The organism is Spiroplasma endosymbiont of Zeiraphera isertana, from assembly GCF_964030805.1.
Lineage (GTDB): Bacteria > Bacillota_I > Bacilli_A > Mycoplasmatales > VBWQ01 > Spiroplasma_E.
The window spans coordinates 1,909,970-1,932,372 of record NZ_OZ034965.1 but is presented as its reverse complement, the minus strand read 5'-3'; the positions used below and the strand labels follow the sequence as shown (position 1 = coordinate 1,932,372).

Genomic DNA, 22,403 nt, shown 5'->3' with positions numbered 1-22,403 from the left:
TCCTTTCTATCATTTTATATCTTTGATATTTAGATATTTGATAGCTAATTCTTCATACATTTTTCTCATTTTTAATTGTGCATCATTAATGGTTTTATCAACACAAACAAAATAGAATTTAATTTTTGGCTCAGTTCCACTGGGTCTAACAGCAAATCATGAACCATCACTGAAGTAAAATTTTAGTAAATTTTGCGATGGCATTCCATGTAAACCAGTTTGATAATCTTCAACTTTAATTGTTTTAATATTATTAAGTGTTGGTATTTTACTAGTTCTTAATGTTTCTAACATATTATTAATAGTATTTTGTCCTGTTTTGCCTTTTAAAATAAGATTAACAGTATAACAGTAATAATATCCAAATTTTTGATAAATATTTTCTAAAACATCAACTAATGTTTTTTGTGACTTTTGATAATATCAAGCCGCTTCTGCTGCTACTATTGCTGATTGAATACCATCTTTGTCACGAGTAATATCTTTAATAACATAACCATATGCTTCTTCAAAACCAAAAACAAAGTTAATGTTACGTGCTTTTTCTTTTAGCATTTCTGCACCAATTCATTTAAAACCAGTTAACGTTTTAATAACTTGACATCCATATGATTTAGCAATTATATCAGATAAATTTGAAGTAACAAATGTATTGTACATAACAGGATTTTTTGGCATTGTTTTATTAAGTTGATAATGGCTTAATAAATATTCTAATAAAATTGGTGCTGTTTCATTACCTGTTAATAATACATAATCATTATTATGTTTTACAGCAATACCAATGCGATCGGCATCAGGATCATTTAAAATAATTAATGGTGCATCATGTTTTTTAGCATGTTTAATTGCTAAATCAAATGTTGGTTTTACTTCGGGATTGGACGACACTACACCTTTAAAATCAGGATCATAGTTAGCTTGCTCTGTTACTAAAATAATTTCATAACCGCATTGTTCTAAAATTGGTTTAACTCATTCACGACTAGTACCGTGTAGATTAGAAAATACAATTTTAAAGTTACGATTTTTAACTTGTGGATAAAACTGTAAATTTTTAATATCGTCACGATAATTATCTTCTACTGTTGAAGGCACTTCTTTAATTAGGTTAGTATCATAATCGAATGTTAATTGAAAATCATCAGGCAATTGTTCCATTTTATTGCTAATTATATTGGTAACATTAGGAAGAAATTGACAGCCATATTGATCATAAATTTTATAACCATTATATTCAGGAGGATTATGACTGGCTGTAATAACAATTCCAGCAAGAGCATTAACTTTTCTAATACTATATGAAAGTACTGGTGTTGGTCTTAAATCATTATTTTTAAATAAAAAAACAGGAATTTTATGTTTAGCTAAAGTTTTTGCTGTTAACATTGTAAATTCTGCTGAAAAGTGACGATTATCATGAGCAATAATAACACCACGAAGTAAGTCTTTTTCAGAAAAGGCAGATTTTAAATATTGAATAAATGCGACAGTTGCCTTCATAATAATAATTTCATTAATTCTGCCGGTACCAACTCCAGTAATACCACGCATGCCAGCTGTACCAAATTCTAAAGTTGTAGTAAAAGCATCTTCAATTTCACTTTTAGACATTGTAGTTAATTGTTTTTTTAAGTGTTGCGGTAAGTTTTGCTTTTTTCAAATCTCATATGTTTTTAGTATATTCATTATTATTTCTCCTTTATAATAAAAAATTAAGTTTATAGGTAAATCATACTATAAAATAAGAAGAAAATAAATTTTAGTAGTTAATCTAAACATAAACTGTGAATTAAATAATAAAAAATAAAATTATTAAAAATTTCAATTTCAATCTTTAATAATTTTATTTTATTTTTATATTGATTGTGAATTGGTTTTATTTAGAATTGTTGTTGGTTGTTTGTCATTTTTAATAGAATTTATTTTTAATTTTCAAAAAAACTCTTGATGAAATAAAAAAAATCATCAACCCGGCCTAAAATTTGATTTTATTTAATTTTGGGATTTATTTTTTTTACAAACTGAAATATAATGCTTCAGATTTTGCATAAGGTGATATTTTATAATGTTGGTATTTAAATTTTCATAAATTGAGGTAATTTTGAATATTGGTAAATCCAATGCCATGATAATGAGTAATAAATTCTTTTAAACTTGATTGTATTTTACTGATATTACTTAAATTTTTATAATTTAATTCTTTATTTTCTTTTGATTTAAATTTCTTGAGAGTACATTTTGTTTGTTTAGCTACTGTATCATATAGTATTTGCATATCACAAACTATAATTGATTTTTCTTCGATAAGCTTAGATGTTAAATTTTCTTGTACTCATTTTTTTGTTAATCTTTTAGTATTTGTTGTTTGAGCATAAATATTTTTATTTTCATCAATTACCATTTCAATACAACAGTTTAAATCTTTAGAATTTTCTTCAATTCATTTTTTTCTTGGATCATCTGGATTTTTGAAATTTCCTTTATGAATTTCTTTGATAAAAGTTTCATCAATTTCAATTCTACCTTTTAATTTTGTGAATGGTTTTTGTGTTTTTGCTAATTGTGATGATTTCATAAATTTTTGACGATTAAATCATGCTGATGTTTTTGAAATTTTAGCAAATTGAGAAATAGTATAAGCAGATTGACCTAACAATGACAATCAAATTATTCAATCTCATTGTTCATGAGATAAATGACTTCAATGTAAAAAATTATTTCTTAAAGCATCAAAGCTACTTTTACAATCTTTGCATAAATATTTTTGCTTATTATTCTTAAAACCATTTTTTACACATCAATAAGATTTACAATTTGGACATTGAATTCCTTTTTCTTTAAATTTTTTATCAATTGCATCTAATTTTTCTTTTTTCTCAATTTGTTTAATTCTATTTTTAAAATGTCTAATAATTTTTATAAATTCTTCATCTTTTTTGTTTTTTAAAACATCAATTAATTCATTATTAGTCACAAAAAATCACCCCTGATATAAAAATATTACTTTTAATTTTAAATTAAAAGTAATATCAAGATTTTTTGTGAAAATTAAAAGAATTTATTGCTTTAATGTTTATTTTTTTATTTGGTTCTGAACTTTTAATTAGTTTATATAATGGTACTTGTTTGTTATCTTTATTAAGATACTGATCACTAGTAATAGTACCAACAAGTTTTTCATTATTATTTAGTAATATTTCAGCAAGAGATGTTGTTATTGGTAATTGTGGTTTAATTTTTCTTGAATTTGTTGTTGTTTTTTCTTTTTCTGTTATAAGATTTTCTGATTTTTTACTATATAGCACTTCTAAATATCTCCTTTTTCAAATTAAAAACCTATATTAATTTTAGGAAAATTATATCATAGTATCTATATTAAATATAGATATTTTTCATTTATTTTTGTATTAGATAACTATTGTTTAATTAGAAATAGTTACCTCCTTAGAAGTTTTATAATTTAATTGTTTATAAAAAATACATGTATATGAAATTAAATATTAATACTTATATAAGTGTTAATTATAATTTTCATCAAAAGTATTATTTTTTATGTTACCTGAGTTGTAAATATAAATGGGACAGTTTTTTAAAATAATTGTATTAAATCTATTGGTCTTTTATAAGAGAGCGATTTTCTTTTAATTTTCACAAAAAATCTTGATATTACTTTTAATTTTAAATTAAAAGTAATATTTTTATATCAGGGGTGATTTTTTGTGACTAATAATGAATTAATTGATGTTTTAAAAAACAAAAAAGATGAAGAATTTATAAAAATTATTAGACATTTTAAAAATAGAATTAAACAAATTGAGAAAAAAGAAAAATTAGATGCAATTGATAAAAAATTTAAAGAAAAAGGAATTCAATGTCCAAATTGTAAATCTTATTGATGTGTAAAAAATGGTTTTAAGAATAATAAGCAAAAATATTTATGCAAAGATTGTAAAAGTAGCTTTGATGCTTTAAGAAATCATTTTTTACATTGAAGTCATTTATCTCATGAACAATGAGATTGAATAATTTGATTGTCATTGTTAGGTCAATCTGCTTATACTATTTCTCAATTTGCTAAAATTTCAAAAACATCAGCATGATTTAATTGTCAAAAATTTATGAAATCATCACAATTAGCCAAAACACAAAAACCATTCACAAAATTAAAAGGTAGAATTGAAATTGATGAAACTTTTATCAAAGAAATTCACAAAGGAAATTTCAAAAATCCAGATGATCCAAGAAAAAAATGAATTGAAGAAAATGCTAAAGATTTAAACTGTTGTATTGAAATGGCAATTGATGAAAATAAAAATATTTATGCTCAAACAACAAATACTAAAAGATTAACAAAAAAATGAGTACAAGAAAATTTAACATCTAAGCTTATCGAAGAAAAATCAATTATAGTTTGTGATATGCAAATACTATATGATACAGTAGCTAAACAAACAAAATGTACTCTCAAGAAATTTAAATCAAAAGAAAATAAAGAATTAAATTATAAAAATTTAAGTAATATCAGTAAAATACAATCAAGTTTAAAAGAATTTATTACTCATTATCATGGCATTGGATTTACCAATATTCAAAATTACCTCAATTTATGAAAATTTAAATACCAACATTATAAAATATCACCTTATGCAAAATCTGAAGCATTATATTTCAGTTTGTAAAAAAAATAAATCCCAAAATTAAATAAAATCAAATTTTAGGCCAGGTTGATGATTTTTTTTATTTCATCAAGAGTTTTTTTGAAAATTAAAACGATTTTCTGGGTGTATAATTAATTTGAAATGCTATAAAATTTAAATCTTTTTGTTTATATGAAGATAGATCTGTAGATTTTGGTAAATATCGTCTTAAAATACCATTATTATTTTCATTTAAACCCCTTTGGCAAGGTTTACCAGGATCTGCAAAATAAATTTTGACATTACAAATTTTTTCGATTAATCTTCATTTACTAAATTCTTTACCACGATCAAAAGTAATGATTTTAACTGTTCCTTTTTGTAACTTTGAAATAAATTTTATTATACTTTTCGTAATATTTTCTTTTAATTTTCACAAAAAATCTTGATATTACTTTTAATTTTAAATTAAAAGTAATATTTTTATATCAGGGGTGATTTTTTGTGACTAATAATGAATTAATTGATGTTTTAAAAAACAAAAAAGATGAAGAATTTATAAAAATTATTAGACATTTTAAAAATAGAATTAAACAAATTGAGAAAAAAGAAAAATTAGATGCAATTGATAAAAAATTTAAAGAAAAAGGAATTCAATGTCCAAATTGTAAATCTTATTGATGTGTAAAAAATGGTTTTAAGAATAATAAGCAAAAATATTTATGCAAAGATTGTAAAAGTAGCTTTGATGCTTTAAGAAATCATTTTTTACATTGAAGTCATTTATCTCATGAACAACGAGATTGAATAATTTGATTGTCATTGTTAGGTCAATCTGCTTATACTATTTCTCAATTTGCTAAAATTTCAAAAACATCAGCATGATTTAATCGTCAAAAATTTATGAAATCATCACAATTAGCCAAAACACAAAAACCATTCACAAAATTAAAAGGTAGAATTGAAATTGATGAAACTTTTATCAAAGAAATTCATAAAGGAAATTTCAAAAATCCAGATGATCCAAGAAAAAAATGAATTGAAGAAAATGCTAAAGATTTAAACTGTTGTATTGAAATGGCAATTGATGAAAATAAAAATATTTATGCTCAAACAACAAATACTAAAAGATTAACAAAAAAATGAGTACAAGAAAATTTAACATCTAAGCTTATCGAAGAAAAATCAATTATAGTTTGTGATATGCAAATACTATATGATACAGTAGCTAAACAAACAAAATGTACTCTCAAGAAATTTAAATCAAAAGAAAATAAAGAATTAAATTATAAAAATTTAAGTAATATCAGTAAAATACAATCAAGTTTAAAAGAATTTATTACTCATTATCATGGCATTGGATTTATCAATATTCAAAATTACCTCAATTTATGAAAATTTAAATACCAACATTATAAAATATCACCTTATGCAAAATCTGAAGCATTATATTTCAGTTTGTAAAAAAAATAAATCCCAAAATTAAATAAAATCAAATTTTAGGCCAGGTTGATGATTTTTTTTATTTCATCAAGAGTTTTTTTGAAAATTAAAAATATTTTCTGATTTATGATTTTTAGTTACTAAAGGAATTGTGGTTTTTGATCATATATCAGCCAAAGTAATAATAGAACTTTTATGATCTTTGCCAATGATAGTATCACCTTCTAAATGACCAAATTCTTGTATATTTTTAATATTAGGAATGATTAAATTTCTTTCATGAATAGACTTACAATTATTAATTTTGCCCCTAGTTTCTTTTTGTTTGTGAGATTTATTTTTGCCTTTTCTCAATAAGTTATTTTCATCAAAACCCATTCGATTTGTTTTAAACATGTTATATAAAGTTTTTGTTGAAATACTTTTTATTTTATTTTCCTTTAAAAAGTTAGCAATTATATCAAGAGCATACTTTTTAGTAATTAACAAATGATTAATACTATTAATTTCTGTTAAATTTAAAATTATTAATTTTCTGCCTGCATTTTGTTTATTTTTTTGAAATTGATTCAATATTTCTAATGGCAATAAGTTTTTATTTAATAATCTACAAACTCTATGTACAGTTGATTTACTATAATCAACAATTTTTGCTATTTTACGAATCGAAAATCCATAATTTTTATATTCTTTTGTTGCTATTATTGATTCAATACTCAGATACTTATACATTGCGCTAATTCCTTTCTTTTCTTAATTATAGAACTAACACAATTTAATTTTTATATAAGTGTCCTTTTTAATTTTACAATTAAAGTTATTATATATTCATAATTTAATAACTGTTCAGTCCTAATTCAGTCCTAATATAGATATATCTTTTAATTTTCACAAAAAATCTTGATATTACTTTTAATTTAAAATTAAAAGTAATATTTTTATATCAGGGGTGATTTTTTGTGACTAATAATGAATTAATTGATGTTTTAAAAAACAAAAAAGATGAATAATTTATAAAAATTATTAGACATTTTAAAAATAGAATTAAACAAATTGAGAAAAAAGAAAAATTAGATGCAATTGATAAAAAATTTCAAGAAAAAGGAATTCAATGTCCAAATTGTAAATCTTATTGATGTGTAAAAAATGGTTTTAAGAATAATAAGCAAAAATATTTATGCAAAGATTGTAAAAGTAGCTTTGATGCTTTAAGAAATCATTTTTTACATTGAAGTCATTTATCTCATGAACAATGAGATTGAATAATTTGATTGTCATTGTTAGGTAAATCTGCTTATACTATTTCTCAATTTGCTAAAATTTCAAAAACATCAGCATGATTTAATCGTCAAAAATTTATGAAATCATCACAATTAGCAAAAACACAAAAACCATTCACAAAATTAAAAGGTAGAATTGAAATTGATGAAACTTTTATCAAAGAAATTCATAAAGGAAATTTCAAAAATCCAGATGATCCAAGAAAAAAATGAATTGAAGAAAATGCTAAAGATTTAAACTGTTGTATTGAAATGGCAATTGATGAAAATAAAAATATTTATGCTCAAACAACAAATACTAAAAGATTAACAAAAAAATGAGTACAAGAAAATTTAACATCTAAGCTTATCGAAGAAAAATCAATTATAGTTTGTGATATGCAAATACTATATGATACAGTAGCTAAACAAACAAAATGTACTCTCAAGAAATTTAAATCAAAAGAAAATAAAGAATTAAATTATAAAAATTTAAGTAATATCAGTAAAATACAATCAAGTTTAAAAGAATTTATTACTCATTATCATGGCATTGGATTTACCAATATTCAAAATTACCTCAATTTATGAAAATTTAAATACCAACATTATAAAATATCACCTTATGCAAAATCTGAAGCATTATATTTCAGTTTGTAAAAAAAATAAATCCCAAAATTAAATAAAATCAAATTTTAGGCCAGGTTGATGATTTTTTTTATTTCATCAAGAGTTTTTTTGAAAATTAAAAGATATATCTCTATGTTAGGATTTTTATTAAATTAAAGTTTTAAAGAAAAGGAAAAAAGATTAAAAGAAATTCCTAAAGATAAAACTAAAACAAATTAATTAAAGTAGCAGTAAGCAATAGAACAGTTCTTACTTATGCTTGAGACCCCAGATTAGTTAATAAGAAACATTGTGAGGTTGAGTTACAAATTATGAAACAAATGATTATTTTTGTTTCTATTGTTACACCTGACTATGTAGAGATGAAAAACTTAGTTAAAAAAAATGACAAAAACAAGTGAGTGATTTAATAAATAAAACTGAAGTTCCAATCAGTGAATATAAAAAATTTTGTTTTAAAAACAATTTCAGGACAATTATAAATAAAGATTGCAAATGCAATCTTTATTTATCTCTTTATATTAATTTTTTTTATTGATTTTACTGTCAATATCGAGTAAAAATTTCCCAAAATACTTATCAAAAAAACTAAATTATTTTGGGAAATTTAAACTATTTCAGTAAAATAAACAAATTTTAAATAATCCTGAAAATTTTAGTTTCTATTTTTTATAATAGACTTGGTGCAAAACCTTTAATTTTAACAATTTAACGATTATTATTAATATTAAGGGTGATAGTTATTATGTTGAAAAAATATAAAGATGATCAAGAATTTTATAGTTTAGTCGGCATAAAGCCACAAACATTTTATAAAATGTTTGAAATTTTAAAAATTGCTGAGTCTAAACAAAAATATTATGGTGGTAGAAAAAATAAAATTGTAATTGAAGAGCGTTTATTAATGACTTTAGAATATTGAAAAGACTATAGTAGTTATAGAGTTATTGCAAAAAGATATAATATTAGTCATACTAGTTGCATTCGTAATATTTTTTGAATTGAAAATATTTTAATAAAAAGCGGAATTTTTAATTTACCTGGAAAAAAAGATTTAACAAAAAATAAAGGTACTAATAATAATTTGTTAGCTATTTATGCTACTGAAACTCCAATTGAAAGAATTAAAAAAAACTAAAATTACTTTTTTCAGGTAAAAAGAAACATCATTCTCTCAAATCCCAAATAATTATTGATATTTCCAATGGAAAAATTATTTCAACTGCTTTTTGTTTTGGAAGCATTCATGATTTTAAATTGCTTCTAAAATCTAAAACTTTTATTCATCCAGAAAAACAAGTTTTTGTTGATTCGGGTTATCAAGGTATACAAAATATTCATAAAAATACATTTTTGCCATTTAAAAAAAGTAAATACAATCAATTAACACCAATTCAAAAAGAATACAATAAAACTTTAAGTAAAATTAGAATTAAAATTGAACACGTATTTGCTAAACTAAAACGTTTTAAAATTTTAAGTTTAAAATATCGCAATAAAATACGAAGATTTGCATTAAGATTTAATTTAATAACAGGAATATATAATTTTGAATTACCTTAGTTTTGCACCAAGTCTAATATAGAAATATTTAATATTTAAAAATTTATTAATTAGACTTGGTGCAAAACCTTTAATTTTAACAATTTAACGATTATTATTAATATTAAAGGTGATAGTTATTATGTTGAAAAAATATAAAGATGATCAAGAATTTTATAGTTTAGTCGGCATAAAGCCACAAACATTTTATAAAATGCTTGAAATTTTAAAAATTGCTGAGTCTAAACAAAAATATTATGGTGGTAGAAAAAATAAAATTGTAATTGAAGAGCGTTTATTAATGACTTTAGAATATTGAAAAGACTATAGTAGTTATAGAGTTATTGCAAAAAGATATAATATTAGTCATACTAGTTGCATTCGTAATATTTTTTGAATTGAAAATATTTTAATAAAAAGCGGAATTTTTAATTTACCTGGAAAAAAAGATTTAACAAAAAATCAAGGTACTAATAATAATTTGTTAGCTATTGATGCTACTGAAACTCCAATTGAAAGAATTAAAAAAAACTAAAATTACTTTTTTCAGGTAAAAAGAAACATCATTCTCTCAAATCCCAAATAATTATTGATATTTCCAATGGAAAAATTATTTCAACTGCTTTTTGTTTTGGAAGCATTCATGATTTTAAATTGCTTCTAAAATCTAAAACTTTTATTCATCCAGAAAAACAAGTTTTTGTTGATTCAGGTTATCAAGGTATACAAAATATTCATAAAAATACATTTTTGCCATTTAAAAAAAGTAAATACAATCAATTAACACCAATTCAAAAAGAATACAATAAAACTTTAAGTAAAATTAGAATTAAAATTGAACACGTATTTGCTAAACTAAAACGTTTTAAAATTTTAAGTTTAAAATATCGCAATAAAATACGAAGATTTGCATTAAGATTTAATTTAATAGCAGGAATATATAATTTTGAATTACCTTAGTTTTGCACCAAGTCTAATATAAAAATTATGGATTTTCGATTCGTAAAATAGCAAAAATTGTTGATTATAGTAAATCAACTGTACATAGAGTTTGTAGATTATTAAATAAAAACTTATTGCCATTAGAAATATTGAATCAATTTCAAAAAAATAAACAAAATGCAGGCAGAAAATTAATAATTTTAACTTTAACAGAAATTAATAGTATTAATCATTTGTTAATTACTAAAAAGTATGCTCTTGATATAATTGCTAACTTTTTAAAGGAAAATAAAATAAAAAGTATTTCAACAAAAACTTTATATAACATGTTTAAAACAAATCGAATGGGTTTTGATGAAAATAACTTATTGAGAAAAGGCAAAAATAAATCTCACAAACAAAAAGAAACTAGGGGCAAAATTAATAATTGTAAGTCTATTCATGAAAGAAATTTAATCATTCCTAATATTAAAAATATACAAGAATTTGGTCATTTAGAAGGTGATACTATCATTGGCAAAGATCATAAAAGTTCTATTATTACTTTGGCTGATATATGATCAAAAACCACAATTCCTTTAGTAACTAAAAATCATAAATCAGAAAATATTACGAAAAGTATAATAAAATTTATTTCAAAGTTACAAAAAGGAACAGTTAAAACCATTACTTTTGATAGTGGTAAAGAATTTAGTAAATGAAGATTAATCGAAAAAATTTGTAATGTCAAAATTTATTTTGCAGATCCTGGTAAACCTTGCCAAAGGGGTTTAAATGAAAATAATAATGGTATTTTAAGAAGATATTTACCAAAATATACAGATCTATCTTTTAATTTTCAAAAAAACTCTTGATGAAATAAAAAAAATCATCAACCTGGCCTAAAATTTGATTTTATTTAATTTTGGGATTTATTTTTTTTACAAACTGAAATATAATGCTTCAGATTTTGCATAAGGTGATATTTTATAATGTTGGTATTTAAATTTTCATAAATTGAGGTAATTTTGAATATTGGTAAATCCAATGCCATGATAATGAGTAATAAATTCTTTTAAACTTGATTGTATTTTACTGATATTACTTAAATTTTTATAATTTAATTCTTTATTTTCTTTTGATTGAAATTTCTTGAGAGTACATTTTGTTTGTTTAGCTACTGTATCATATAGTATTTGCATATCACAAACTATAATTGATTTTTCTTCGATAAGCTTAGATGTTAAATTTTCTTGTACTCATTTTTTTGTTAATCTTTTAGTATTTGTTGTTTGAGCATAAATATTTTTATTTTCATCAATTGCCATTTCAATACAACAGTTTAAATCTTTAGCATTTTCTTCAATTCATTTTTTTCTTGGATCATCTGGATTTTTGAAATTTCCTTTATGAATTTCTTTGATAAAAGTTTCATCAATTTCAATTCTACCTTTTAATTTTGTGAATGGTTTTTGTGTTTTTGCTAATTGTGATGATTTCATAAATTTTTGACGATTAAATCATGCTGATGTTTTTGAAATTTTAGCAAATTGAGAAATAGTATAAGCAGATTGACCTAACAATGACAATCAAATTATTCAATCTCATTGTTCATGAGATAAATGACTTCAATGTAAAAAATGATTTCTTAAAGCATCAAAGCTACTTTTACAATCTTTGCATAAATATTTTTGCTTATTATTCTTAAAACCATTTTTTACACATCAATAAGATTTACAATTTGGACATTGAATTCCTTTTTCTTTAAATTTTTTATCAATTGCATCTAATTTTTCTTTTTTCTCAATTTGTTTAATTCTATTTTTAAAATGTCTAATAATTTTTATAAATTCTTCATCTTTTTTGTTTTTTAAAACATCCATTAATTCATTATTAGTCACAAAAAATCACCCCTGATATAAAAATATTAATTTTAATTTTAAATTAAAAGTAATATCAAGATTTTTTGTGAAAATTAAAAGATCTATCTTCATATAAACAAAAAGATTTAAATTTTATAGCATTTCAAATTAATTCTACACCCAGAAAATCGCTCTCTTATAAAAGACCAATAGATTTAATACAATTATTTTAAAAAACTGTCCCATTTATATTTACAACTCAGGAATGAAAAAAGTTATCAATTGATTAAAAGTTTTAACAAGATAATTATTAATTATTTAGAAAAAATTAGTATTAATAATAAAAATATCTTTTCTTTTTTATTTAATTTATATGAACAGTTAATGATAAATAGTAACTTTAAGAAAGTTTATGTTTTTTTTCTTATTTAATAGTTTAATATTTCAAGGAATTCAGTTTAACTTTACTAATTGTATTAATTGTAATTAAATAACTAATTTGTATTTAATTAATTATGATTTGGGTGGTATTTTTTGTAAAAATTGTTCTTTAGAATTAGCTATAATTAATTTTGACATTGTTTTGTTTAAAAAAATATATCAACTTTATTTATTAAATTATCAAGATATTAATAAATGAAAAGTTGAAAAAGAAGAACTTAATAAAATTCTTAATATTTTAGAAAGCCACTGTCAAAAATATAATAATAAATTAATAACGGACTTCTCCCCACATGTACTTGTGGAGGAAACAATGAAATTGAATGAGTTCAACAATATATTTCAAACAGAAAAAGATTGTTTGAAATATATAGCAATTTTGAAGGAAAACAAATGTATGAGGTGTTCTTGAACAAATTTGAATACTTCTGATTTAAGAAGAATAAGATGTTTGAAATGTCATCAAACATTTAGTATTCTTCATGACACCATTTTTTACAAGTCACAAACACCTTTGACATCTTGGTTTTATCTCATCTTTAGATGAATAAACACCAAACATGGAATTCCATCAACTGATGTTGCAAAAGAATTGGGAGTAACTTTGAAAACTGCTTGAAGAATGGGTCATAAAATCCGAAGTGCAATTGCAAAACAAGAACCTCAATTCATTGTTGAGGGCATAGTGCAAATGGATGAAATGTATCTTTCACATATGGGTTTTAAAAAACAAGGAAGATCCTTAAAAAATAAAACTTTGATTGTTGGGATTTATGAAAAAAAAACCAATAATTTAATTGTGAAAGTGTTGAAAAATGCAAATCAAAAAAATCTTTTGCAATTTGCAAGAAACCACATTTCTTCAAAGTGTGATGTACATACTGATTCTTGAAAAGGATATCGCCATTTTAAATCAGTTTTCACTAAGCATGAAACAGTTAACCATCAAGATGGTTATGTTTCAAAAACTGGTGTAAACATAAACCAGATTGAATCGGCATGAAAGCACATCAGACGAACATTTAAAACACATATCAAAGTTGAAAAACATCATGTTCATTTATACGCAAAAGAATCGGCATATAAATTCAACAATATACCTAGTTTTGAAACTGTAATGTTATGTTTGATTTAAAAATGTGGGGAGAAGTCCGTAGATAGGCTTTTCTCAGCATTTATGTGATAAAATTTAAAAATAGTACATAAAGGGAGAAAAGCCATTAATAATTACATAAATATTTTAATAATTAGTTGTTATATTGTTTTTAATAATATATAAAACTTATAATAGGTTGACAAAACCTATCTATGAACATATTATTAACAAGATTATTCTTTTTAGAGATTTTATGTATTATTTAAGATATTTAAGAAAATTTTTATGATTAATGGAGGGGCAATGATTAATAAAATTATCAATGATAAGTCAATGAAGGAAATAATTACTCATTTAAAAGAAAATGGTTTTATTTTTCAAGGATCAGAAATTTATTCAGGTCTTGCTAATAGTTGAGATTATGGTCCGCTTGGTGTAGCGCTTAAAAATAATATTAAGAAAAGTTGATGAGTTTTTTTTGTCGAAAAAAATCCATACAATGTTGGGTTAGATAGTTCAATTATTATGAAATCTAAAGTTTGAGAAGCTTCAGGGCATTTGAGTAATTTTAGTGATCCATTAATTGATTGTAAAAAATGTAAGTCTCGATTTCGAGTTGATAATTTAATTAATCATTATTTTCCTAGTATTAATTGTGATAATTGAAGTAATGAAAAATTAGAAACATATATTAATCAAAATCATATTAAATGTATTAAATGCAATAATGAAGATTGAACTAAAGTTAGACAATTTCAATTAATGTTTGAAACATATCAAGGTGTTTTAAAAGAAGATAAAAATAAAATTTATTTAAGACCTGAAACTGCACAAGGAATATTTATAAATTTTAATAATGTAAGAAATAGTTATAATAAAAAAGTACCATTTGGTATTGGTCAAATTGGTAAAAGTTTTAGAAATGAGATAACTCCTGGTAATTTTATTTTTCGTACTAGAGAATTTGAACAAATGGAATTAGAATTTTTCTTTATTCCAAAGGATAAAAATGATAACACTTGATTTAATTATTGAGTTGATCAATGTAAAGAATTTCTCTCTCTAGTAGGTTTATTGAATTCAAAAAATATAAAATTTAACAATCATGAACAAAATCAACTAGCACATTATGCATTAGCAACTACTGATATTGAATATAATTTTCCTTTTGGTATGAGTGAATTATGTGGTATAGCTAATCGCGGGAATTATGATTTAACAAAACATAGTGAGAATTCTGGTGTAAATTTTGAAATTCAAGATCCTAATGTTACAGTAAAAAGAATGGTTATTCCTTCAGTTATTGAACCTTCAATTGGTGTTGAAAGGCTTTTATTAACTTTAGTTTGTGAAGCATTTACAAAAGAAGTTTTAAAAGACGATAAAGAACGGTTAGTGTTAAAATTAAATAAGAGTATTTGCCCTTATCAAGTAGCTGTTATGTCTTTAAATAAAACAAAATGGGGTAAAGAGGCATATGAAATTTTTGAAATGTTAAATAAAACACAATTAAGAGTAATTTATGAAGCATCATCAAGTGTTGGTAAATCTTATCGTTATCAAGATGGTATTGGTACTATGTATTGTGTAACAATTGATTATGACACAAAAACTAAAGGTACTGTTACAATTAGAGATCGTGATACTACAAATCAAGTTATAGTTAAAGTTGATCAACTTAAAGAATATTTATATGACAAATTAGACATTATTTGTTAGAATTGTGTGAAAAAATATGGATATCGATTTTAATAAAAAAATTAATGAAGTTAAAGCAAAAATTAATATTGTTGAAGTTATGGGTAAATATTTAAATTTGATCCGTAAAGGCAATAATTTTTGAGCTATCTGTCCTTTTCACGAAGACTCTACTCCTTCATTATCAATTTCACAAGAAAAACAAATTTATAAATGTTTTTCTTGTGGTGAACAAGGAAACGTTTTTATTTTTTTACAAAAATATAAAAATATTAATTTTATTAATGCTCTTAAAGAAGCAGCAGATAATGTTAATTTAAATTTAAAAGAGTTTGATATTAATTTATCTGAATTTAATGTTGAAACTAAAAAAAATCCACTAAAAATTTTAAATAATATTGCAATGAATTTTTTTAGTTATCAGTTACTAACTGATATTGGTCAAGAAGCAATGAAATATTTACAAAATCGTAATATTACTACTGAAAATATTAAATATTTTAATATTGGTTATGCACCTATTAATAATGAATTAATAGATTATCTTAATGCACAAGGTTATAAAGATAATATTGAATTTGTAAAATTAGGACTTATGAAAATTAATAATAAGGATCAACTTCTTCCTACCTTTTCAAATCGAATTATGTTTGCTATTAAAGATGAAGATGGAGATTGTGTTGGTTTTTCTGCAAGAAATTATAATAGAGAAGATAAAAGTTATAAATATATTAATAGTCCAGAAACAGATTTTTTTAAGAAAAGTAAAATTTTATATAACTTTAATAATGTTAAAAATTATATTAAAAAAAATGAAGTTATTTATTTGACTGAAGGTTTTATGGATGTTATTGCTCTAAATAATCAAAATATTAAAAATGTTGTTGCTTTAATGGGAACAAATTTAACAAAAGAACATATTTTACTTTTAAAAAAAATTACTATTAATATTATTATTTTTTTAGATGGTGATTTACCAGGAAAAATAGCATCTTTAAAAATAGCTAGTGTTTTATTATCAAATAATTTTAAAGTACAAATTATCAATAATGATACTAAATTTGATCCTGATGAATTAATAAATAAATTTCCTCAAAAATTTTATGAAATAATAAAAAAAACCATTCATCCTTTTGAATTTGCAATTAATTTATCATTAACTAAATATAACATTAAAAAAGATAGTTATGAACTTAATGAATTTTTAAAATCATTAGTTCCGATTTGAACAAAAATCAATGATGTTATTACTAAAAAGTTTTACTTAAATATGTTAGCAAAAATAACTAATTTATCCACTGAAGACTTAATACAAATTTTAAATATTGATAATAATTTAGTAACTACAACTTTTAGTATCAAAAATAAATCTAAAATAGAAGTAAAAAATATTTTTTTTGAAGCACAAGAACAACTTATTTTTTTAGTAATGTTATCAAAAAATGTTTATTTAATTTTAGAAAAAGAAAAATTTATTTTTCCAAATCACGATTTTATGAATTTATACTTTTTAATTAGTCAAAAATATCAAAATAATCAAATAGAAGCAATTAATTTTGATTTAATTTTAGAAGAACTTAAAGGTAATTCACTTTTAAATATTTTAGAAAAACTTCTTGATAAATATAAAAATAAAAAGTTTGATTTAAAACCTCAAATTATTAATGATTACTTAAAAATTATTAATAATCAACTAATTGATTATGAAATAAAAATGATCAATGATAAATTGAAATCTGAAAAAAATATTGAAAAACAAATATTGTTATTAAAAGAAATATCAGTATTAAAAAATAAAATAAAGAAAAAATAAGTATGATGATAAATTAAGGATAAGGTGAAAATATGGCTGTTATACAACAAAAAACGAAATTGAAAAAACTTTTAACTTTAGAGGAAGTAGAAAGTAATTTAATTAAAAAATTAGAAAAGAGTCAAACAAAAGAATTAAAACAAGAAGATGTCATTAAAGAGTTTGCACATTTAAAATTAGATGATGATACGATTGAGGAAATTTTTGATCGGTTAGAAAAAGAAGGAGTAGTCTTTACTGATATTTTGATGGATGAAGTTGAAGATGATGCTAATTTTACCGATATTGATGATGAACAATTACCTGATGATTTAGATATTGATATTTTAGTTAGTGATTTGAGTTTTAAAAATACAATGGGGATCTCTAATGATACAAGAAGAAAAGATGGAATTAAGTCTTATTTTAATATTTTGGGAACAAGTCAAATATTGAGTCAAGGTGAGGAAATTAAATATGCTAAAATGTTAGAATCAAAAGATGTTGAGGAAAGAACATATGGTCGTGAGCAATTAATTAAATCAAATTTAAAATTAGTAGTTTCTGTTGCTAGAAAACATTTAAATCGTGGTTTAGATTTTGCTGATTTAATTGAAGAAGGTAATATTGGTCTTATTAAAGCAGTTGATAAATTTGATTATCGCCGTGGTTTTAAATTTTCAACTTATGCTACTTGATGAATTAGACAATCAATTACACGAAGTTTAGCTGATCAAGGTAAAATGGTTCGTGTACCTGTTCATATGGTTGAAAGAATTAATAAGTTAACAAGAATTGAAAGAAACTTAACACAAGAATTAGGTCGTGATCCCACTCATGAGGAAATTGCCAATAAAATGGGACAAAACATGACAGCCGATCGTGTTCGTGAAATTAAAAAACTTGCTATTGAACCAGTATCTTTAGAAAAACCAATTGGTGAAGAAGATGATACACATTTTGGTGATTTTATTAAAGATAAAAATATGCTATCTCCCGATGAATATGCTGAAAGACATTGATTAAGAGAACAATTGGATCGTGTTTTTGCTGAAGTATTAACAAAACGAGAAGAAAAAGTTATTAGAATGCGTTTTGGAATTTTACCAACAAAATTAAGAAGATTATTAGAACTTTGTGAAGATGAAAAAGAAATTACTGAATTAAAAACAGTAGTTAATAATTTACAGTTACACTATGATACTAGTTTAGATAAAACAGAATTGTTAAGTGATAAGGTTGTTCATCGTCATATTACTAAGTACGATTCTCCAAAAACTCTAGAAGAAGTTGGTAAAGAATTTATTGTTACAAGAGAAAGAATTAGACAAATAGAAGCAAAGGCAATTAGAAAATTAAAACATCCGTCTAAATCTAAACACATTAAAGAATTTTATAAAGGATAATAGTTAAAATGTTAACTATCAATAATATAATTAATGTTTTAGAAACATATTTTCCTTTAAAAGATGTTTGTGAATGAGATTTTTCAGGAATACAAATTAAATCAAAAACAAAGACCAATATTAATAAAATTTTAGTTTGTTTGGATGTTACTAATGAAGTTTTAACTGAGGCCATTAATAATAATATTGATTTAATAATTTCTCATCATCCATTAGTTTTTGCCAAAGATATTAATCAATCTAATATTTCAAATTGAAAAAAAAGAATTATATAGTAAAATACTAATAGCAGATATTAATGTATATTCATTACATACTAATTTTGATATATCATTAGTAGGTATGAATATGTTGATGGCTAAAGAATTAAAAATTAAAAATATTCATTTTATTAATGAAGAAAAGTTAGCAATAGTTGGTAAATTTGATAGACAAATGCCATTAAAAGAATTAATTAATAACTTAAAAAAATATTTTAATGTTGCAAATATACAATTGGTTAATAATAAATTGAGTGATAACAATATAGTGACTGTTGCTTTATCTGCTGGTGCTGGTGGTGATATTATTAGTAATTTATCTAACAATATTGATTTATTAATTACTGGAGAAATGAAATGAAACTATATTATGGAAGCTAAAGATAGAAAAATTAATGTTATTTTGGTTGGTCATTATATGGAGCAAAAATTTGTTGATTTTCTTTTTCAATTACTTATTTAAAAATTATCAACAAAAGTTAAAATTTTTAAATATAATTTAGAAAATCCTATTACTTTTTTTAAAACTTATAAAATTTAAAAAGGAAAAAAACTATTTTTTAAATAAAAATAAGTTTTAGGGGGTTGATAAATATGATTTTAGAAGATTTAGAACCAATGACTGATCAAGAGTGTCAGGCAGTTAGTGGTGGTTTTGCTCAATTTTTAATGGGTGCCATGTTAGCAGGGATAGAAATTCCTGTTATTAAAAATTTATGAAATAGTGTTTCAGGAAGTATTAAGTTACCAGGTGGTATTGAAAGTAAATGAGATAGTTCTAAAGATGATAGTAAAGATTTAACAAAAATTAAAGATGAATTTAATAAATTTCAAGAAAAATTAACACATTTAATACCACCTTTTTATGAATTTTAAAGAACTTAATAATACAAAAAAACCAAGAGAAATAGCCATTAAATATGGCTTTGACGCTCTTAGTGATAATGAATTATTAGCAATTATTTTGCGAACAGGAACTAAAGAAAAAAATGTATTATTTTTAGCGCAAGAAATAATTACTAATTTTAATGGTCTTGAAAATTTAAATAAAGTAACTATTAAATCTTTGATGAGTATTAAAGGTATTGGTGTTAGTAAGGCTTTAGAAATTTTAAGTTGTTTAGAAATAGTAAAAAGAATAAGAACTATTGAAAGTCAAAAAAAATATTTTAAAATTATTATTCCCGAAGATGTTTTTAATTTAGTTAATGCATATTATCAAAATTTAACGCAAGAACATTTTTATTTATTATTATTAAATAATCAAAATAAATTAATTCATCAAAATTTATTATATAAGGGTACTAATGATACTATGAAAATTGATGTTAAAGATATGTTGCATCTGGCACTTATTCATAAATCAAGTAAAGTAATTTGTATTCATAATCATCCTAGTGGTAATAGCGAACCCTCACTATCTGATTTATATATCACCGAAGAAATTAAAAAAAATTTTCAGGTTTTTAATATTACCTTAGTTGATCATATTATTATTGGCAAAGGTAATTATTTTAGTATAAATTTAAATAAAAAATCCTGAGTTGTAAATATAAATGGGACAGTTTTTTAAAATAATTGTATTAAATCTATTGGTCTTTTATAAGAGAGCGATTTTCTGGGTGTAGAATTAATTTGAAATGCTATAAAATTTAAATCTTTTTGTTTATATGCAGATAGATCTGTAGATTTTGGTAAATATCTTCTTAAAATACCATTATTATTTTCATTTAAACCCCTTTGGCAAGGTTTACCAGGATCTGCAAAATAAATTTTGACATTACAAATTTTTTCGATTAATCTTCATTTACTAAATTCTTTACCACGATCAAAAGTAATGGTTTTAACTGTTCCTTTTTGTAACTTTGAAATAAATTTTATTATACTTTTCGTAATATTTTCTGATTTATGATTTTTAGTTACTAAAGGAATTGTGGTTTTTGATCATATATCAGCCAAAGTAATAATAGAACTTTTATGATCTTTGCCAATGATAGTATCACCTTCTAAATGACCAAATTCTTGTATATTTTTAATATTAGGAATGATTAAATTTCGTTCATGAATAGACTTACAATTATTAATTTTGCCCCTAGTTTCTTTTTGTTTGTGAGATTTATTTTTGCCTTTTCTCAATAAGTTATTTTCATCAAAACCCATTCGATGTGTTTTAAACATGTTATATAAAGTTTTTGGTTGAAATACTTTTTATTTTATTTTATTTTCTTTTAAAAAGTTAGCAATTATATCAAGAGCATACTTTTTAGTAATTAACAAATGATTAATACTATTAATTTCTGTTAAAGTTAAAATTATTAATTTTCTGCCTGCATTTTGTTTATTTTTTTGAAATTGATTCAATATTTCTAATGGCAATAAGTTTTTATTTAATAATCTACAAACTCTATGTACAGTTGATTTACTATAATCAACAATTTTTGCTATTTTACGAATCGAAAATCCATAATTTTTATATTAGACTTGGTGCAAAACTAAGGTAATTCAAAATTATATATTCCTGCTATTAAATTAAATCTTAATGCAAATCTTCGTATTTTATTGCGATATTTTAAACTTAAAATTTTAAAACGTTTTAGTTTAGCAAATACGTGTTCAATTTTAATTCTAATTTTACTTAAAGTTTTATTGTATTCTTTTTGAATTGGTGTTAATTGATTGTATTTACTTTTTTTAAATGGCAAAAATGTATTTTTATGAATATTTTGTATACCTTGATAACCTGAATCAACAAAAACTTGTTTTTCTGGATGAATAAAAGTTTTAGATTTTAGAAGCAATTTAAAATCATGAATGCTTCCAAAACAAAAAGCAGTTGAAATAATTTTTCCATTGGAAATATCAATAATTATTTGGGATTTGAGAGAATGATGTTTCTTTTTACCTGAAAAAAGTAATTTTAGTTTTTTTTAATTCTTTCAATTGGAGTTTCAGTAGCATCAATAGCTAACAAATTATTATTAGTACCTTTATTTTTTGTTAAATCTTTTTTTCCAGGTAAATTAAAAATTCCGCTTTTTATTAAAATATTTTCAATTCAAAAAATATTACGAATGCAACTAGTATGACTAATATTATATCTTTTTGCAATAACTCTATAACTACTATAGTCTTTTCAATATTCTAAAGTCATTAATAAACGCTCTTCAATTACAATTTTATTTTTTCTACCACCATAATATTTTTGTTTAGACTCAGCAATTTTTAAAATTTCAAACATTTTATAAAACGTTTGTGGCTTTATGCCGACTAAACTATAAAATTCTTGATCATCTTTATATTTTTTCAACATAATAAATATCACCTTTAATATTAATAATAATCGTTAAATTGTTAAAATTAAAGGTTTTGCACCAAGTCTATTCTTTTATTGCTATTATTGATTCAATACTCAG

At 22.6% G+C, this 22,403-nt stretch carries 21 protein-coding genes and 5 pseudogenes; 17 read left to right on the top strand and 9 right to left on the bottom strand.

Annotated elements, in window-relative coordinates; genetic code table 4:
* Nucleotides 1–6: 6 nt before the first annotated feature.
* The 3 genes from AAHM78_RS13550 to AAHM78_RS13540 all read right to left on the bottom strand — a co-directional run bounded on the left by AAHM78_RS13550 (nucleotide 7) and on the right by AAHM78_RS13540 (nucleotide 3,308).
* On the bottom strand, nucleotides 7–1,689 hold the full coding sequence (locus AAHM78_RS13550) for a phospho-sugar mutase (RefSeq protein WP_342253537.1): 1,683 nt from the start codon (nucleotides 1,687–1,689) through the stop codon (nucleotides 7–9).
* 328 nt (nucleotides 1,690–2,017) lie between these two features.
* Nucleotides 2,018–2,977 carry an IS1595 family transposase gene (locus tag AAHM78_RS13545; RefSeq protein WP_342253536.1) on the bottom strand — a complete coding sequence of 320 codons (960 nt, stop codon included), beginning with the start codon at nucleotides 2,975–2,977 and terminating at the stop codon, nucleotides 2,018–2,020.
* A gap of 43 nt (nucleotides 2,978–3,020) precedes the next feature.
* On the bottom strand, nucleotides 3,021–3,308 hold the full coding sequence (locus tag AAHM78_RS13540) for a hypothetical protein (RefSeq protein ID WP_342253535.1): 288 nt from the start codon (nucleotides 3,306–3,308) through the stop codon (nucleotides 3,021–3,023).
* 414 nt (nucleotides 3,309–3,722) lie between these two features.
* On the opposite strand from AAHM78_RS13540, the gene AAHM78_RS13535 reads away from it, so the two are divergent.
* Entirely contained in the window at nucleotides 3,723–4,682 is a 960-nt protein-coding gene (locus AAHM78_RS13535; RefSeq protein WP_342253534.1) for an IS1595 family transposase, read from the top strand.
* Nucleotides 4,683–4,717: 35 nt separating this feature from the next.
* Here the strand turns inward: AAHM78_RS13535 and AAHM78_RS13530 are convergent.
* A pseudogene (locus AAHM78_RS13530) lies at nucleotides 4,718–5,064 on the bottom strand (IS30 family transposase); the annotation flags it as partial.
* An 80-nt stretch (nucleotides 5,065–5,144) separates the two neighbouring features.
* Here AAHM78_RS13530 and AAHM78_RS13525 point away from each other — a divergent pair.
* Complete coding sequence (locus AAHM78_RS13525; RefSeq protein ID WP_342253532.1) at nucleotides 5,145–6,104, top strand: IS1/IS1595 family N-terminal zinc-binding domain-containing protein; 960 nt, start codon at nucleotides 5,145–5,147, stop codon at nucleotides 6,102–6,104.
* 90 nt (nucleotides 6,105–6,194) lie between these two features.
* Here the strand turns inward: AAHM78_RS13525 and AAHM78_RS13520 are convergent.
* Nucleotides 6,195–6,815: pseudogene (locus AAHM78_RS13520) on the bottom strand (IS30 family transposase); the annotation flags it as partial.
* A gap of 545 nt (nucleotides 6,816–7,360) precedes the next feature.
* On the opposite strand from AAHM78_RS13520, the gene AAHM78_RS13515 reads away from it, so the two are divergent.
* From AAHM78_RS13515 to AAHM78_RS13490, 6 genes and pseudogenes are all read left to right on the top strand, one after another.
* Nucleotides 7,361–8,002, top strand: a complete 642-nt coding sequence (locus AAHM78_RS13515; protein ID WP_342253530.1) for a transposase — start codon at nucleotides 7,361–7,363, stop codon at nucleotides 8,000–8,002.
* 715 nt (nucleotides 8,003–8,717) lie between these two features.
* The gene (locus AAHM78_RS13510; protein ID WP_342253529.1) at nucleotides 8,718–9,110 is read left to right on the top strand and encodes a transposase family protein; all 393 of its coding nucleotides are present in this window, start codon (nucleotides 8,718–8,720) and stop codon (nucleotides 9,108–9,110) included.
* 50 nt (nucleotides 9,111–9,160) lie between these two features.
* Nucleotides 9,161–9,535 carry a transposase family protein gene (locus AAHM78_RS13505; RefSeq protein WP_342254954.1) on the top strand — a complete coding sequence of 125 codons (375 nt, stop codon included), beginning with the start codon at nucleotides 9,161–9,163 and terminating at the stop codon, nucleotides 9,533–9,535.
* 121 nt (nucleotides 9,536–9,656) lie between these two features.
* A complete protein-coding gene (locus AAHM78_RS13500; protein ID WP_342253528.1) occupies nucleotides 9,657–10,049 on the top strand; it encodes a transposase family protein in 393 nt (130 codons plus the stop codon).
* A 50-nt stretch (nucleotides 10,050–10,099) separates the two neighbouring features.
* Complete coding sequence (locus tag AAHM78_RS13495) at nucleotides 10,100–10,474, top strand: transposase family protein (protein WP_342254611.1); 375 nt, start codon at nucleotides 10,100–10,102, stop codon at nucleotides 10,472–10,474.
* Nucleotides 10,475–10,491: 17 nt separating this feature from the next.
* A pseudogene (locus AAHM78_RS13490) lies at nucleotides 10,492–11,358 on the top strand (IS30 family transposase); the annotation flags it as partial.
* An 18-nt stretch (nucleotides 11,359–11,376) separates the two neighbouring features.
* On the opposite strand, the gene AAHM78_RS13485 reads toward AAHM78_RS13490, so the two are convergent.
* Nucleotides 11,377–12,336 (bottom strand): IS1595 family transposase, encoded by a 960-nt coding sequence (locus AAHM78_RS13485; protein WP_342253527.1) that lies wholly within the window; start codon nucleotides 12,334–12,336, stop codon nucleotides 11,377–11,379.
* Nucleotides 12,337–12,398: 62 nt separating this feature from the next.
* Between AAHM78_RS13485 and AAHM78_RS13480 the strand changes: the two are divergent.
* The 9 genes and pseudogenes from AAHM78_RS13480 to radC form a co-directional block, all read left to right on the top strand.
* Nucleotides 12,399–12,530 (top strand): annotated as a pseudogene (locus AAHM78_RS13480) (IS30 family transposase); the annotation flags it as partial.
* A 266-nt stretch (nucleotides 12,531–12,796) separates the two neighbouring features.
* Nucleotides 12,797–13,873, top strand: a complete 1,077-nt coding sequence (locus tag AAHM78_RS13475; RefSeq protein ID WP_342253526.1) for an IS1595 family transposase — start codon at nucleotides 12,797–12,799, stop codon at nucleotides 13,871–13,873.
* Nucleotides 13,874–14,137: 264 nt separating this feature from the next.
* Nucleotides 14,138–15,553: a glycine--tRNA ligase gene (locus tag AAHM78_RS13470; RefSeq protein WP_342253525.1), complete on the top strand. Its 1,416-nt coding sequence runs from the start codon at nucleotides 14,138–14,140 to the stop codon at nucleotides 15,551–15,553.
* Between the two features lie 4 nt (nucleotides 15,554–15,557).
* Nucleotides 15,558–17,345, top strand: coding sequence for a DNA primase (gene dnaG / locus AAHM78_RS13465; protein WP_342253524.1), 1,788 nt, complete (start codon nucleotides 15,558–15,560; stop codon nucleotides 17,343–17,345).
* Nucleotides 17,346–17,377: 32 nt separating this feature from the next.
* Entirely contained in the window at nucleotides 17,378–18,730 is a 1,353-nt protein-coding gene (locus AAHM78_RS13460; protein ID WP_338957374.1) for a sigma-70 family RNA polymerase sigma factor, read from the top strand.
* An 8-nt stretch (nucleotides 18,731–18,738) separates the two neighbouring features.
* Nucleotides 18,739–19,005 (top strand): Nif3-like dinuclear metal center hexameric protein, encoded by a 267-nt coding sequence (locus AAHM78_RS13455; protein WP_342253523.1) that lies wholly within the window; start codon nucleotides 18,739–18,741, stop codon nucleotides 19,003–19,005.
* Complete coding sequence (locus AAHM78_RS13450; protein WP_342253522.1) at nucleotides 18,950–19,453, top strand: Nif3-like dinuclear metal center hexameric protein; 504 nt, start codon at nucleotides 18,950–18,952, stop codon at nucleotides 19,451–19,453. The genes AAHM78_RS13455 and AAHM78_RS13450 overlap by 56 nt, the downstream gene beginning before the upstream one ends.
* Before the next feature lie 131 nt (nucleotides 19,454–19,584).
* On the top strand, nucleotides 19,585–19,866 hold the full coding sequence (locus AAHM78_RS13445) for a hypothetical protein (protein WP_342253521.1): 282 nt from the start codon (nucleotides 19,585–19,587) through the stop codon (nucleotides 19,864–19,866).
* Nucleotides 19,856–20,563, top strand: coding sequence for a RadC family protein (gene radC, locus AAHM78_RS13440; protein ID WP_342253520.1), 708 nt, complete (start codon nucleotides 19,856–19,858; stop codon nucleotides 20,561–20,563). Before AAHM78_RS13445 ends, radC begins: the two co-directional genes overlap by 11 nt.
* Here the strand turns inward: radC and AAHM78_RS13435 are convergent.
* The 3 genes and pseudogenes from AAHM78_RS13435 to AAHM78_RS13420 form a co-directional block, all read right to left on the bottom strand.
* Nucleotides 20,560–21,465 (bottom strand): annotated as a pseudogene (locus AAHM78_RS13435) (IS30 family transposase); the annotation flags it as partial. The gene radC and the pseudogene AAHM78_RS13435 sit on opposite strands and share 4 nt — an antisense overlap.
* A 17-nt stretch (nucleotides 21,466–21,482) precedes the next feature.
* On the bottom strand, nucleotides 21,483–21,848 hold the full coding sequence (locus AAHM78_RS13425; RefSeq protein WP_342254958.1) for a transposase family protein: 366 nt from the start codon (nucleotides 21,846–21,848) through the stop codon (nucleotides 21,483–21,485).
* A gap of 59 nt (nucleotides 21,849–21,907) precedes the next feature.
* Nucleotides 21,908–22,300, bottom strand: coding sequence for a transposase family protein (locus AAHM78_RS13420; protein WP_342252923.1), 393 nt, complete (start codon nucleotides 22,298–22,300; stop codon nucleotides 21,908–21,910).
* Between the last annotated feature and the right edge of the window lie 103 nt (nucleotides 22,301–22,403).